Annotated in this window: 15 protein-coding genes; 10 read left to right on the forward strand and 5 right to left on the reverse strand. The window is 38.0% G+C overall.

Annotated features, from left to right (window positions below):
• Positions 1–75: 75 nt before the first annotated feature.
• The gene (locus ACXAE4_RS08000) at positions 76–753 is read right to left on the reverse strand and encodes a C40 family peptidase (protein ID WP_155010509.1); all 678 of its coding nucleotides are present in this window, start codon (positions 751–753) and stop codon (positions 76–78) included.
• 345 nt (positions 754–1,098) lie between these two features.
• Between ACXAE4_RS08000 and pfkA the strand changes: the two genes are divergently transcribed.
• Positions 1,099–2,058, forward strand: coding sequence for a 6-phosphofructokinase (pfkA, locus tag ACXAE4_RS08005; protein WP_028415086.1), 960 nt, complete (start codon positions 1,099–1,101; stop codon positions 2,056–2,058).
• Between the two features lie 26 nt (positions 2,059–2,084).
• On the opposite strand, the gene ACXAE4_RS08010 is transcribed toward pfkA, so the two are convergent.
• Positions 2,085–2,228: a hypothetical protein gene (locus ACXAE4_RS08010; protein ID WP_013058677.1), complete on the reverse strand. Its 144-nt coding sequence runs from the start codon at positions 2,226–2,228 to the stop codon at positions 2,085–2,087.
• Between the two features lie 158 nt (positions 2,229–2,386).
• Here ACXAE4_RS08010 and ACXAE4_RS08015 point away from each other — a divergent pair, with 158 nt between their 5' ends.
• From ACXAE4_RS08015 to safA, 5 genes are all read left to right on the forward strand, one after another.
• Positions 2,387–2,785: a universal stress protein gene (locus ACXAE4_RS08015; RefSeq protein WP_013058676.1), complete on the forward strand. Its 399-nt coding sequence runs from the start codon at positions 2,387–2,389 to the stop codon at positions 2,783–2,785.
• A 12-nt stretch (positions 2,786–2,797) separates the two neighbouring features.
• A complete protein-coding gene (locus ACXAE4_RS08020) occupies positions 2,798–3,517 on the forward strand; it encodes an NAD-dependent protein deacylase (protein ID WP_098626901.1) in 720 nt (239 codons plus the stop codon).
• A gap of 114 nt (positions 3,518–3,631) precedes the next feature.
• Positions 3,632–3,862: a YuzI family membrane protein gene (locus tag ACXAE4_RS08025; RefSeq protein WP_016765278.1), complete on the forward strand. Its 231-nt coding sequence runs from the start codon at positions 3,632–3,634 to the stop codon at positions 3,860–3,862.
• A gap of 613 nt (positions 3,863–4,475) precedes the next feature.
• Positions 4,476–5,840: a hemolysin family protein gene (locus tag ACXAE4_RS08030; protein WP_289578326.1), complete on the forward strand. Its 1,365-nt coding sequence runs from the start codon at positions 4,476–4,478 to the stop codon at positions 5,838–5,840.
• A gap of 137 nt (positions 5,841–5,977) precedes the next feature.
• Complete coding sequence (safA, locus tag ACXAE4_RS08035; protein WP_074677042.1) at positions 5,978–6,601, forward strand: SafA/ExsA family spore coat assembly protein; 624 nt, start codon at positions 5,978–5,980, stop codon at positions 6,599–6,601.
• 40 nt (positions 6,602–6,641) lie between these two features.
• Here safA and ACXAE4_RS08040 read toward each other — a convergent pair whose 3' ends face one another.
• Positions 6,642–7,748, reverse strand: a complete 1,107-nt coding sequence (locus ACXAE4_RS08040) for a mechanosensitive ion channel family protein (protein ID WP_025750169.1) — start codon at positions 7,746–7,748, stop codon at positions 6,642–6,644.
• 292 nt (positions 7,749–8,040) lie between these two features.
• Between ACXAE4_RS08040 and ACXAE4_RS08045 the strand changes: the two genes are divergently transcribed.
• Both ACXAE4_RS08045 and ACXAE4_RS08050 read left to right on the forward strand, forming a co-directional pair.
• Positions 8,041–9,006, forward strand: a complete 966-nt coding sequence (locus ACXAE4_RS08045; protein WP_048019912.1) for a bile acid:sodium symporter family protein — start codon at positions 8,041–8,043, stop codon at positions 9,004–9,006.
• 157 nt (positions 9,007–9,163) lie between these two features.
• The gene (locus ACXAE4_RS08050) at positions 9,164–9,616 is read left to right on the forward strand and encodes a CBO0543 family protein (RefSeq protein WP_028415082.1); all 453 of its coding nucleotides are present in this window, start codon (positions 9,164–9,166) and stop codon (positions 9,614–9,616) included.
• A 61-nt stretch (positions 9,617–9,677) separates the two neighbouring features.
• Here ACXAE4_RS08050 and ACXAE4_RS08055 read toward each other — a convergent pair whose 3' ends face one another.
• Together ACXAE4_RS08055 and ACXAE4_RS08060 are read right to left on the reverse strand one after the other, a co-directional pair.
• Positions 9,678–11,111 carry an alanine/glycine:cation symporter family protein gene (locus tag ACXAE4_RS08055; protein ID WP_154973184.1) on the reverse strand — a complete coding sequence of 478 codons (1,434 nt, stop codon included), beginning with the start codon at positions 11,109–11,111 and terminating at the stop codon, positions 9,678–9,680.
• A 277-nt stretch (positions 11,112–11,388) separates the two neighbouring features.
• On the reverse strand, positions 11,389–12,009 hold the full coding sequence (locus ACXAE4_RS08060) for a LysE family translocator (protein ID WP_028415080.1): 621 nt from the start codon (positions 12,007–12,009) through the stop codon (positions 11,389–11,391).
• A 220-nt stretch (positions 12,010–12,229) separates the two neighbouring features.
• Here ACXAE4_RS08060 and ACXAE4_RS08065 point away from each other — a divergent pair, with 220 nt between their 5' ends.
• Entirely contained in the window at positions 12,230–12,712 is a 483-nt protein-coding gene (locus tag ACXAE4_RS08065) for a GNAT family N-acetyltransferase (RefSeq protein WP_154973186.1), read from the forward strand.
• On the forward strand, positions 12,709–13,635 hold the full coding sequence (locus ACXAE4_RS08070; RefSeq protein WP_289578322.1) for a DMT family transporter: 927 nt from the start codon (positions 12,709–12,711) through the stop codon (positions 13,633–13,635). Before ACXAE4_RS08065 ends, ACXAE4_RS08070 begins: the two co-directional genes overlap by 4 nt.
• The last annotated feature ends 2 nt before the right edge of the window (positions 13,636–13,637 follow it).

Consider the following 13,637-nt stretch of genomic DNA (forward strand, 5'->3'; position numbering starts at 1 on the left):
ACTATACCAAATCTTTTACATGCAGAAAAAGAGCAAGCCGCATCAAAATCGCACAGCTTGCCCTTTTTATCGAAACTACATTCTTTTAGCACCTAAATAGCGTTTGCTCCAATAGCTCTCTTTTAGAGAAGAGATGCTCACACCTTTAGATGAAGAACAGTGAAGAAACTGGTTGTTTCCTAAATAAATTCCTGCATGGGAAGGCCCTTTTGTATAGGTTTGGAAGAACACAATATCTCCAGCTTTTGGACTTGAGACGCGCGTTCCTTTTTGATAAATCTGAGCTACTGTTCGAGGAAGCTGAACCCCGCCGCCATGTTTGAACGCATAGCCAATAAAACCGCTGCAGTCAAAGCCGCTTGGCGTTGTTCCGCCCCAGCGATAGCGAACGCCCATGTACTGTTTTCCTTTGTTAATCACTGCGTTAGGGTTATAGCGCGCTGAGCTAGAAGGCGATTTGCCCTTTGCTGAAACGCCTAGTTTAGCGTACGTTCCTTTTCCGACAATACCATCTGCTGCTAGTCCATTTTTGCGCTGAAATGATTTTACAGCAGAAGTTGTAACAGTCCCAAAGTATGTAGTCGTATTCCCTTTAAAATAACCTTTATTTTTCAACGTTTGTTGTAGTTGTTTAACATCTTGGTGATTTATGCCTTGGCGCAGCGTTTGGTCGCCTAGAGCCGCTTGGCTGACAATCGGGCTAGTAGAAACAATAACGCCAGCAAGCGTGAGAGCTGCTATTACTTTTTTCATAAAACTAGTACCCCCTGAAAATTTTTCCTGATTTGAGTAAATTCATCATATCATCTTTCGACAGTGTTCTACGTTACAATTTCATTACATATATGAAAAAAATGAAATATAACGGTGAATATAGTCGTATAAAAGCTGTGTTTAAAAGGGTTCTTTAGGCGTGTAATTTTACTAGAAAAACTTTGAATATTTGACGGTAAATAACTAAAAGATATGAAAAAGTATGTACATTTAAAATTTAACAAAGAAATATGTTGTGAATTACTACACAAAAAGTTCGAACTCGGGTAAAATGTAGAACTATAATATAGTAGTCACGTATGTGACTTTGATGAGGTGAAAGTAATGAAAAGAATAGGTGTATTAACAAGCGGCGGAGATTCTCCAGGTATGAATCCTGCGGTTCGTGCTGTTGTGCGTAAAGCAATTCATGAAGGTATGGAAGTTTATGGTATCTTCCAAGGATATCAAGGATTAATAGAAGGAAATATTAAAAAGCTAGAAGTTGGAGATGTTGGTGACATCATTCAACGCGGCGGAACGATGCTTTATTCTGCAAGATGTCCAGAATTCAAAACAGAAGAAGGGCGTTTAAAAGGTATTGAAAACCTTAAGAAGCACGGTATTGAAGGCTTAGTAGTTATCGGTGGAGACGGGTCATATATGGGAGCTGTAAAACTAACAGAGCTTGGTTTCCCTTGTATCGGTATTCCAGGAACAATTGATAACGACATTCCAGGAACAGATTTTACACTAGGATTTGATACGGCTCTTCATACGGTTATCGATGCAATTGATAAAATCCGTGATACGGCGACTTCTCATGAGCGTACGTTTATTATTGAAGTTATGGGTCGTAATGCAGGAGACATTGCTCTTTGGTCAGGTCTTGCTGGCGGTGCGGAAACAATCCTTATCCCAGAAGCAAAAGATGAGTTCCAAGAAATGGTTGATCGTTTGAGAAAAGGACAAGAGCGCGGTAAAAAGCACAGCATTATCGTAGTAGCTGAAGGTGTAGCTAATGGTAATGAAGTAGCGAAGCAGCTTCATGAAGCTGCAGGTATTGAAACGCGTGTAACAGTATTAGGACACATTCAGCGCGGTGGTTCTCCAACTGCTCAAGATCGTGTGCTAGGAAGCCGTTTCGGCGGTCGCGCAGTCGAACTTCTACTAGAAGGTAAGGGCGGCCGTGCAATCGGTATCCGTAAAAATGAAATTGTAGATTATGATATTATGGAAATTTTAGGTGAACCTCACCATATCAATGCTGATATGTACCGTTTATCTAAAGAACTTTCAATTTAATCCCAGTGTTTCTGAGGCGAAGCTTCTTATATAGAAGGAGTTTCGTCTTTTTTTGATTGCATGCCTGTCCCTTCACAGTGTTTGCATGTTTTCATGTAACCGATACCAGGAATAACAGCTAGCTTTCCGAGCCCTTTGCAAAAAGTGCAAATTAATTCAAAACCAAACATTGGTTCATCCCCTCTGTACACGTTTTCTTTCAGTTTATCATAAAAGTAGACAAATAATTTTAAAAATTATAGAAATAATCAAAAAAATGATTACATTTGAACAGCGAGTGATATAGTAAAGAGAGAAGACCATTTTATAAAAGAGGAGAGGAAGCGTGATGTTTAAACGAATTTTACTTGCCTCAGATGGCTCAGAGCATGCAGCTAAAGCAACAGAAAAAGCCGTTCAGCTGGCTCAGCTTACGGAAAACAGTTTTATTCAAGTTATTTATGCAGTAGAAGGTGATTCAAGATTAAAATCACTTAGCCGCGACGAGGAACGGGAAAGTCGGATACATACAACGGATGAAATTTTAAAGCAAGGAAACGTGGAGTATGAGATTACCTTTATGCACGGAGACGCGGCTAAAACAGTGATTCAATTTGCTAATCAAAATTCATTTGACCTTGTAGTAATAGGAAGCAGAGGGTTAAATCCTGTAAAAGGCATGCTGCTTGGAAGCGTTAGTTCTAAGATAGCACAGCAAGTAACAATTCCTGTGCTAATTGTTAAATAGGAGAGAAATGCAATGTCAAACCAGTACAAAGAATTAAAACAGCTCATTGATGATGCTAAACACATTTGTTTTTTTACGGGAGCAGGAATGAGCACAGAGTCGGGCATACCTGACTTTCGCTCTCAAAATGGCTTATATCGCCAAAACAAAAGCTTTGTGGACATAGTAGCTGCTGACTTCTATGAACAGTATCCTCATGAATTTTGGCCGCTGTTTAAAGAAATTTTTCATATTAAAATGCTGCATCAGTATAAAGCAAATACGGGCCATCGCTTTATTGCTGAACTAGAAGACGCCAAAACCGTGCATGTGATTACGCAAAATATCGATGGGCTGCACCAAGATGCAGGAAGCACGAACGTTTTTGAAATTCATGGGTCCATTAAGAGAGCTCATTGTCCGAGGTGTAAAAAAGAGTATGACTTAGCGTATTTAAATCAGTCAGCTCTTCCACAATGTACAGCGTGTGAGCGCCTTTTAAAGCCAAATGTTGTTCTCTTTGGAGATGCCATTCATCAGTTCGATGAAGCAGTTACAGCAGCGCTGTCATCTGATTTATTCATCGTGCTTGGTTCATCGCTTGAAGTAGCACCGATTAATCAGATTCCGCTGCTTGTGAGCCGGTACAATCGTACAAATATGGTGATCATTAATAAAGAACCTACGCATTACGATTATTTGTTTGATTTGGTTATCTATGATTCCATTGGACAAGTGGTTGCAAATTTATAAGCGTCTATGCATGGACATAGCGCTTTTTTAGCATTTAGTGATAAAGTGTAGGGATGTATCATATGGTGTAGTACATCATCCATTCGCTAATGGATAGAAGGGATGTTTTTGCATATGAGTGGAGGCCTGAGAGTTTGTCTTTTCATTGTTGGTATTGCACTCAAAGTGACAGCTGTTTTGACTTTGATTTTTGAAATGAATCTTGTCCCTATTCACGGAAGGAGTCTCACTTATTATGCTGAAGCGATAGGTATGAAACTCCCCATTATCTGTTTTGTCCTTGGTTTTTTTTGTGTAGCAGCAAGCTTTTATTTGCCTGCTAAAAATCGCCGCACCAGTAAATAGCAAGGGCAGGAGACTAACTAAAACGTTTGACTGCAAAGTTTTTAACATTTAAAATAAAGTCAATAAGTTTAAAAAGAAATAGGATAATTATTCCTGAATCTTTTTAGATATACGGAAATAGAGGTGATTGGATGGGGCAGTGTACCACGTTGGCGAAGTAGCATTATATGCACCAGTGTCAAAGCGTACAATACAGTATTATACAAACCTACATTTGCTTCACGCATATCGCTCTTTATCACATAATCGCTCTTTTAAGGCGTTAACAGACTTTAACTTTATAAAGATTGGAAACTACTAAATTTTTTATAAATGAATTGGAAGAGAGAATCAGCGCTGAAGCAACATCATGAAATGAAGCGATGTGAGCCATTGCTTCACATCTAGAACAGCAGAATAAAGAATGACCTGCTACATTAACGAGTGAAACGTGAGATAAGGAAGAAAGGCTGGCAGTTTTGCTCCATATAAAAATGTTTATACATTTATCATGTGATTCCTCCTTATATGCACTTTTCCAAGTGATCAGTACAGGGATAGAGTTCTTTATCCAAATTTTTTATTTTTTAGGAGGTGAGTCCTTACTCGTTTTTAAACGAGCTAAGGAACTTGATTGGACATATTTAACTTGATTTTACTAGCGGTACTGATTGCATTAACTGCTTTTTTCGTTGCTACCGAGTTTGCGATTATTCGCGTGAGGAGTTCCAAAGTGGATCAGCTTATAGCAGAAGGGAGCAGCAATGCAAAAGCTGCGAAGCAAGTTATTTCAAATTTAGATGAATACTTATCTGCGTGCCAGCTTGGTATTACGATTACTGCGCTGGGAATTGGTTGGTTAGGAGAGCCTACGCTTTCGCATCTCCTGTCACCATTACTTGATCAACTAGGGATAAGCGGAGCGTTAACAAAAGTACTATCTGTTGCGATTTCTTTTGCGGTTGTTACATTTATAAATGTTGTGGTCGGAGAGCTTGCTCCGAAAACATTTGCAATTCAAAAAGCAGAGAAAGTCACTTTATTATTTGTTCGTCCGCTTATACTCTTTTATAAAGTAACCTATCCTTTCATTTGGCTATTAAACAGTTCTTCTCGTTTAATAACAGGGTTATTTGGTCTAAAGCCTGCTTCAGAAAATGAGCTTGCACACAGTGAAGAAGAGCTTCGCATCTTGTTATCAGAAAGCTATAAAAGCGGTGAAATCAATCAATCGGAGTTTAAATATGTAAGTAAAATTTTTGACTTTGATGATCGCGTTGCCAAGGAGATTATGGTGCCGCGTACGGAAGTCGTTTCAATTGACCAGGAAGATACGGTCGAATACATCCTTGAGATGGTCCAAGAAGAACGGTTTACCCGCTATCCGGTCATCGATGGAGATAAAGACCATATTATTGGAATGGTCAATATGAAAGAAATTTTAACCGAGATTGTCATGAACAACAGCAAGGAAAAAATAGATTTAAAACAGTATATCCGTCCTGTTATTGAAGTAATTGAATCGATTCCTATTCATGATTTATTGCTTAAGATGCAGCGTGAACGCATCCATATGGCTATTTTAATTGATGAATACGGTGGAACAGCAGGGATTGTAACAGTAGAGGATATTTTAGAAGAAATTGTCGGTGAAATTCGTGATGAATTTGATGCGGATGAACTTCCATTAATTCAGAAAGTCAAACCCGATCATTATATTGTAGATGGAAAATTATTAGTAAGTGAGCTTAACGAGCTGCTTGGCACGACAATTGATGATACGGATGTTGATACAATTGGAGGCTGGGTCTTAACGGAAAAATATGACGTCAAACAAGGAGAAAGCCTTAGCTTTGATCAGTATGATTTTACCGTTACGGAAATGGAAGGCCATCACATTCAATATATTGATGTGATTAAAAAACGTCAGGTACATCAAAGTACGGATGAAGCGGTTAATGTGTCGGACATGAACCAGTCACAGGCTTTATCTTCATAATAAGAAGGCGCATTGCGAAAGAGCAGTGCGTCTTTTTTTTAAAGAAAGTGTGGAGGGAAGATGACAAAGTCATATGATGGAACTATGGGATAATATTACCGCTATGAATCTTGAAATCAATTTGCTTTAATAAAAGTATGAAAACTCTATCAAAACTTTTATTAGTAACATTGTTGTCTGTCACTCTAGCTTTTGGTCTTAATAACACTGCGCAAGCAGCAACCGTACATACCGTTCAATCGGGAGATACGATGTGGAAAATAGCAGTAAAATATCAGGTGGGCGTTTCCGAGCTGATTGAAGCGAATTCTGCTATTAAAAATCCTAATTCGATCTATCCGGGACAAAAAATTACCATACCAACAGATAAAGCGGGAAGTTCATACGAAGAGCAAGTGGTTCAGCTAGTGAATCAAGAACGTGCTAAAGTAGGGCTTAAGCCTTTAAAGTCTAATTGGGAAGTAGCTCGCGTGGCTCGCTATAAATCGCAGGATATGATTGATAAAAATTATTTCAGTCATACATCGCCTACGTATGGAAGTCCGTTCGACATGATGAAAAAATTTGGCATTACATACAGTACAGCAGGTGAAAATATCGCTGCTGGACAAGCAACTCCAAAAGAAGTGGTTAACGCATGGATGAATAGCGAAGGTCACCGTAAAAACATACTATCAAGTCAATTTACCGAAATCGGAGTAGGTTACGCTAAAGGCGGAAGCTACGGTCATTACTGGACTCAAATGTTCATTTCAAACTAAAGAAGAAAGGAAAAAAAGCTGACTACTAAGTCAGCTTTTTTTAGCTTCGAGCACTTTCTAGAAATTCTTTTGGATTGCCAGAAAGCTTTCCGTCCTGCTCAACGATGAGTGTGCGTGTAGGGAAAGCAAATTCTACGCCTTCTTCTTCAAGAATGTCCATAATTTCGAAGTTTATATTTTCTTTTACATCTAAGTAATCAGCAAAAACGGTTGTATTTGTAAAGAAATACAGATAGATATTTAAACTAGATTCATAGAAACCGTCAAAATTTACAAGAATCGTTTCATTGTGAATTTCTTCGTGCTCAGTCAGCATCTTTTTAATTCTTGCCACTACGGTTTCTAACTTTTCTTTTGGTGTATTATAATTCAAGTTTAAATGAAAGGCAATTTGACGTTTCCCCATTTTAGCCCAGTTAATAATAGGTTCATTAGAAAGAGTAGCATTTGGAACCGTTACGACTGCTTGAGCGAACGTTCGAACTTTGGTGCTTCGAAACGTAATATCTTCTACAACGCCTTCAACACTTGGTGTTTTAATCCAATCTCCAATGGTAAAAGGCTTTTCAGTAATAATTACGATTCCGCCGAATAAATTACTAACGGTGTCTTTTGCGGCTAGGGCAAAAGCAAGACCACCTAAGCCAAGACCTGCTACAAAGCCGTTTACGTTAAAACCCCATTCTTCTGCGATGATGGAGATAGAAAGCATAACAACAACGATGCGGATGAACTTTTCAATAAAAGGAATAATGATTCGATCCACTTGGATATCAAAATTTTTGGCAAACGTTGCAAAAAATAAATTGGTAGAAGCAGCTAAATTATACAAGCCCCATCCTGCAAGGCCAACAGAAGCTGAACGAACTAAATGTCTTTCCGTGTCGGCTGTTAAAACATCAAAGGGAAGATAGGGAAGAGCAAGCTTGAAACCAATAATCACAAAAATCCAGCGCAGCGGCTTTTCAAAAGCTTCTAAAACGCTCGTAATTAAATTGATTTTTTTATTTTTGACAAAACCAATAATAAACTTAAACAAATAAGTCGTGAAAAGTTTGCGAAGAATTAAAAAGATCAAAAAGATCCCAATCGCAATCACGATTTTTTTCCAATCATCTAATGATGATAGAGATTTCAAAAAATCCATACAATCCTCCTAGTTACCAAAACTGTGCTACAGTCCATTTATATCCGTCAATTGAAAGCATTCCTATGTAGAGTGTTCTTTACCCTAAATTCATGCTTTTTAAAAGCTTCTTCCCTATTAAAATAGCACAAAAATACCTGTAAATCTATTTAAGTGATAATTATGAATATATCTCTTTTTAGTAAAAGAGACAGACAATAGTCTGAAAATAAGTTGTATAATAAATAGGTGATATTATAAACATTAATTTATCTTATTATTTATTTAAAACGTTCGTTGGAGGGAGAAAGCTTTGTTAAGTCAATTAAATAGAATGCTAGAAAAATTGATGCCGTTTATTACGCCGGTCAGCTTGCTCATAGGAGTTCTTATCGGTTCATCATTAAGTCAGTATACCTTCTTAATTCCATGGCTTTTTGCATTAATGACGTTTGCCGGAAGTTTGAATTCAAACTTTCACCAGTTAAATGCCACGATACACCGTCCATTTCCAATCATTATGGCTCTGTTTGTTTTACATATTTTTATGCCAGCATGGGCTTGGAGCGTTGGCCAAGTGATTTTTCCACATGATGTATTTACAAGCACGGGTCTTTTGCTAGCAGCAATTATTCCAACGGGAGTGACTAGTTTTATATGGGTCTCGATTTACAAAGGAAGCATTCCTCTTGCACTATCCATTATTTTAATTGATACTCTTTTAGCACCGCTTATCGTTCCTTATACGCTTTTATTGGTGGTTGGAGACACCGTACATTTGGAAGCGCTAAAGTTAGTCAAAGATTTATGTTTTATGATTGTCCTTCCATCTTTGTTAGGCATGTGCTTAAATCAATATACAAAAGGAACAATTAAGCAGACCTTAGGACCAAAGCTGGCACCTGTTTCGAAAATAGGGTTAAGTGTGATGGTTATGGTAAACGGGGGAGTGATTGCACCTTATTTAAAACATATTGATAAAAAACTGCTGTTTATTATCGTGATCGTCTTTTTAATGAGTTCAGCTGGTTATTTCTTCAGCTGGATGATTGGCAAATGGCTAAGATGGGACCGAGCAAAAGTTGTGACGCTTACGTTTTGCGGAGGCATGAGAAATATTAGCGCCGGAGCCGTATTAGCCGTATCTTATTTTCCAGCTCCCGTTGCTGTACCGGTCGTATTAGGGATGTTATTTCAGCAGGTATTAGCTGCTTTATCAGGGCGTTTAGTTCAAAACTATTACCAGAAAAAAGACGCTGAATTTGCTTCATTAAAATAAATTAAAAAAGCAAGGGACGAACCACAGTAATCATAAAGTAAGCACTCTGGTTTAACGATCAGAGATAAGATACTTTTACACTTGCTGCGTTCAAGATAATGAGATGATTAGAAAAAGCTGCGGTGTGGCATACTAGAAAGAAAAAGGTCGGATATTCTTGCTTATCAATATAGCGCTGGCGTTTGTTTTACCTTGGATTTTTGGCACCCTCTATTTACATCCTAGAAATCGTCGTTTACTGCCTTTAGTAGGAACTGCTTTTTGCATTTTAGCAATCGTTATCAATGAATTAGGGAGCTATTATGGCTTTTGGAAACTCCGGACTTCTTTAGAAAATGAAGCATTAGAAGCGCTGCCTTTTAATTTAGGTGTTTATCCTGTATTGGCCAGCTATATGATTTTTTTAATCCAGCGAATCGGAAAGCCTCATTTTTTTATTTTTCTTATAGCGCTGTTTACAACATTTTTAGAAGGAACGTATATGTATATGGAAAGAGTTATATACGGAAACGGATGGAATCTCGGCTGGACATTTTTTTCCTACTGGATTCCGTACAGCGTAATTTATTTATACTATAGGTATTTGGTTAGTCTTAGACTGCTTCACTAGAAGAAAAAAAGAAGTAAATTTGCACAATAAAAAAAGCCGTGAGTATTCACGGCTTTTTTTATTAGATCGCTTCTTTAGAGCTAGATTTATCTTTTGAATGATCCCATGCATCAATATTATCAAGTCCAGAAATGCTGTCTTGATAGAAGACAGGGTCTTTTCCAGCTTTCTTTTGGGCAAGATAATCTTTGAGTGCGGCAAAGGCCACTTTCGAGAGCAGGAGAATTGCGATTAAGTTGACTACTACCATAAAGCCCATAAACAGGTCTGCTAAGTCCCATACAAGCTGAATTTGAGAAATAGAACCGAACACGATCATTGCAAGCACAGCAACACGATAAGTCATCAGCCAAGCTTTATTTGTGTTCAAGAACTCAATATTTGTTTCTCCGTAGTAGTAGTTACCAATTAATGTACTAAACGCAAATAGGAAAATCATAATTGCAAGAGCACCTGTTGCCCAAGAACCAATATGAGTGCTTAAAGCAGCTTGTGTTAATTCAATACCGCTTAAATTTTTATTTGTATAAGTACCTGAAAGTAAAATGATAAAGGCAGTACTACTACAAATAATAAGCGTATCCGTTAATACACCAAAGGCTTGAATTAATCCTTGTTTTACCGGGTGGCTTGTTGTTGCAGCTGCGGCTGCGTTTGGCGCACTACCCATACCCGCTTCGTTTGAGAATAATCCGCGTTTAATTCCTTGCATAAGAGCTGCTCCAAGAGAACCGCCAGCAATTTGCTCGAAACCAAATGCATTTTTAACGATTAACGCAATAAGAGAAGGCATTTCTTGAATGTTCATAATAATAATGAAGAGTGCTACTGCAATGTAGGCAACAGCTAGTACCACAACAATGTATTCTGACATTTTTGCAATACGCTTAACTCCGCCAAAAATAATGGCAGCGAAAGCCACTGTCATAATAATTCCTAACACTAGACGATTCGTTCCGAACGCATTTTCAAACGCAAGGGTAATCGTGTTCGATTGTACAGCATTAAAAATTAAGCCGAAGGATAAAGTGATTAAGACAGCAAACAGTCCGCCCATCCAGCGCTTTTTTAACCCTTTTTCCATATAGTAAGCCGGTCCGCCTCGGAAGCCGCCGTCTTTGTCTTTTACTTTGTATATTTGTGCTAGCGTACTCTCGACAAATGCTGAAGCTGAACCAATAACGGCAAGTACCCACATCCAAAATACAGCACCAGGTCCCCCTAAAGCGATCGCAATCGCAATACCTGTAATATTCCCCGTACCAACGCGGGCTGCCATACTGATACAAAACGCTTGGAATGGCGAAATTCCGTCTTTAGAAGAGCTATCCGCACCTTCTTTTAATACACGAATCATTTCTCTTAATAACCGAATTTGTAAAAACTTTGACCTGAATGTAAAAAACAAACCAAATGCAATCAGCATCGCAATCAGTAAGTAGGACCAAAGAAATTCGTTGATTGAACTAACAAAACCTTGAACTACTTCTTGCATAGTTTCACCTCTTCATGAATTATAGTAGAATAATAATAAAAAACGTGAATTTATAGAATTTTCCCTCTATTTAGATAGATCTCCCTATTTCCCCGCTGTTTTTCTTCATTATCCTTGTCGAATCTTGTTGCTAAATCTGAACCTTATATATATATAAAATAATAATTTTGGTCTTTTGTCAACTAACCTCACATGGAAAAATAGGGTGATATGACAAATGAAGCGGGTATGAAAAGGTGATAACAGCAGGGATGAAAGAAATTTCATTTTGTTTTACTTAATTGTTGCTAGAAAATAAAAGTTTTAGGCCAAGTACCCCAAAAACGGTTCCTTTTACATATTTTAATGTGTGCTGAAAGATACGGCTTTTTTTGACTTTTTTCCCAAGGCCAGAAGCAAATAGCGCAATAAGTGAAAAGATGATGAGCGTTTCGGCGATAAAGATGATCCCAAACAAAATCATCTGCAAACTTACATGTCCAAGAGACGAATTAACAAACTGCGGTAAGAACGTAATGAAGAAAATAGCTACTTTTGGATTGGTTAAGTTGCTAACAAATCCTTTTCTAAAGTGATGGTGGTGCTGAACGTTTTCTGTTAATTCCAACGGACCGCTTTTTTCGCGAAACGATTGGTAGGCTAAAAAGAGCAGGTACAGAACACCTACAACCTTTAGAATCGTAAAGGCAATAATTGATTTTTGAAAGATAATAGATAGCCCCACTGCGGCTAAAAGAGTATGTACAAATGTTCCCGTAATGGATCCCAGTACGGTTTTGATGCCTGCTTTGACGCCTGAAGCAATACTTTGTGTCATTACAAAAATCATGTCTTGTCCTGGTATTAAGACAATGATAAGTGACACGGCTATGTAAGGTATAAGCCAAGAAAATGTCATGATAATTCCCTCCCAACAGAATTTTAACCATTTCGACAAAAAGTTCTCAAGAGTGTGTGCTAATGAATTAATAGATTAATGGAGTAAAGCTAAGAGGATATAAGGGCGTAAAAAGAGGTTATTCTCCTTAATAAAAATCAATAAAAGGTGTAGGAAAAAAATAGGTGGTGTTGTATAATAATTCGATATACTTAATTTTTATAGAAAGAAGGTAAAATTTATGAACTACTGTTTAGCACAGCCGGAGGACGCTGCTACAGTTCACGATCTTATGCTGCAAGCCTTCTCCGTCTATCGCGATTCTGTCCCACCTTCCAGTGCTCTTGATGAAACAACGGAATCTATTATGCAATCGTTAAAGCATGGAAAAGAAGCTGTCATTTTATACGTCGAAAATAAGCCCGTAGCGATGGCGCGTTTTACGCTAGAAGAAACGAGCTTATATTTTTACCGTCTGTCTGTTATTCCTGCTTTTCAAGGAAAAGGACTGGCTAAACGGCTTATTCAATGGTTAGAAACATACGCCAAAGAGTGTGGTAAGGAAAGTTTATCATGCAAGGTGAGAATGAGTGTTTCTCGTAATATAGCTTTGTATGAATCAATCGGCTTTTACATAGAGAAAAAAGAAATCGTACATAGAGGGGGAGTGAATATTCCCGTAGTAAATATGAAAAAAGAGATTCTAAAAGGAGCAATGGCATGAATAAATCAACTCTTCCTTTACCGCCTCCTGTCTTTCTTTTAATCGGTGTATTAGCCGTTTCCTTTTCTTCTATTTTAATTAAATGGTCGGATGCGCCTGCTTCTATTTTAGGAATGTATAGACTGCTGTTTACCGTCCTTTTATTTTTACCGTTTTTACCATGGAGAAAAATGAAAATTCTTTTTAAAAACAGCACGGTAAAAGAATGGCTAATGCTAGCTGTATCAGGCGTGTTTTTAGGGCTTCACTTTCTGTTTTGGATGGAATCTTTTTCACATACAACAGTTGCTAGCGCTATGATTTTGACTGCGCTCGAGCCGGTCTTCGTAGTGATTGGAGCTTATTTTTTATTTAAAGAAAAAACAAGCAAAGTAGGAGTCATCAGTATTTTAATGGCTGTTAGCGGCTCGGTGATTATCGCATCGGGCGATATCGGAGTATCTAAAACGGCTCTTTACGGAGACTTACTTTCTGTTTTAGGTACAGTGGCCGTTTCTGTTCATATGCTGGCGGGGCAAGATCTATGCAGGAAAATGCCTCCAATCATCTATAGCTTCGCCGTTTTTTTAATCGGTGGACTGGTTCTATTTGTTTACAATATTTGTACAAACGTATCGCTGACTCAGTATGACACAAAGGATTGGTGGATCTTTTTGCTTTTAGCGCTTATTCCTAATATTTTTGGTCACGCCTTATTTAACTGGCTGTTAAAGTTTGTAGGTGCTACAACGATTTCGATGGCTATTTTAGGCGAGCCAATTGGTGCCATCATTCTCGCCTATTTCTTGCTTGGAGAAATGACAACCATTTCTCAGCTAGCGGGAGGAATGATTGTGATGATTAGTGTGATGATCTTCTTAAAGTACAAAGCAGCAGAGCCCAAAAAAGTTATAGCTTTTCAAGAAAAGTCGAATATCAGCTAATG

The organism is Priestia sp. ABM2_011 (genome assembly GCF_056158845.1).

Excerpts from the sequence above, each read along its gene's own strand:
- ACXAE4_RS08000 (WP_155010509.1), bottom strand. The coding sequence starts at position 753 with ATGAAAAAAGTAATAGCAGCTCTCACGCTTGCTGGCGTTATTGTTTCT.
- pfkA (WP_028415086.1), top strand. The coding sequence starts at position 1,099 with ATGAAAAGAATAGGTGTATTAACAAGCGGCGGAGATTCTCCAGGTATG.
- ACXAE4_RS08010 (WP_013058677.1), bottom strand. The coding sequence starts at position 2,228 with ATGTTTGGTTTTGAATTAATTTGCACTTTTTGCAAAGGGCTCGGAAAG.
- ACXAE4_RS08015 (WP_013058676.1), top strand. The coding sequence starts at position 2,387 with ATGTTTAAACGAATTTTACTTGCCTCAGATGGCTCAGAGCATGCAGCT.
- ACXAE4_RS08020 (WP_098626901.1), top strand. The coding sequence starts at position 2,798 with ATGTCAAACCAGTACAAAGAATTAAAACAGCTCATTGATGATGCTAAA.
- ACXAE4_RS08025 (WP_016765278.1), top strand. The coding sequence starts at position 3,632 with ATGAGTGGAGGCCTGAGAGTTTGTCTTTTCATTGTTGGTATTGCACTC.
- safA (WP_074677042.1), top strand. The coding sequence starts at position 5,978 with ATGAAAACTCTATCAAAACTTTTATTAGTAACATTGTTGTCTGTCACT.
- ACXAE4_RS08040 (WP_025750169.1), bottom strand. The coding sequence starts at position 7,748 with ATGGATTTTTTGAAATCTCTATCATCATTAGATGATTGGAAAAAAATC.
- ACXAE4_RS08055 (WP_154973184.1), bottom strand. The coding sequence starts at position 11,111 with ATGCAAGAAGTAGTTCAAGGTTTTGTTAGTTCAATCAACGAATTTCTT.
- ACXAE4_RS08060 (WP_028415080.1), bottom strand. The coding sequence starts at position 12,009 with ATGACATTTTCTTGGCTTATACCTTACATAGCCGTGTCACTTATCATT.
- ACXAE4_RS08065 (WP_154973186.1), top strand. The coding sequence starts at position 12,230 with ATGAACTACTGTTTAGCACAGCCGGAGGACGCTGCTACAGTTCACGAT.
- ACXAE4_RS08070 (WP_289578322.1), top strand. The coding sequence starts at position 12,709 with ATGAATAAATCAACTCTTCCTTTACCGCCTCCTGTCTTTCTTTTAATC.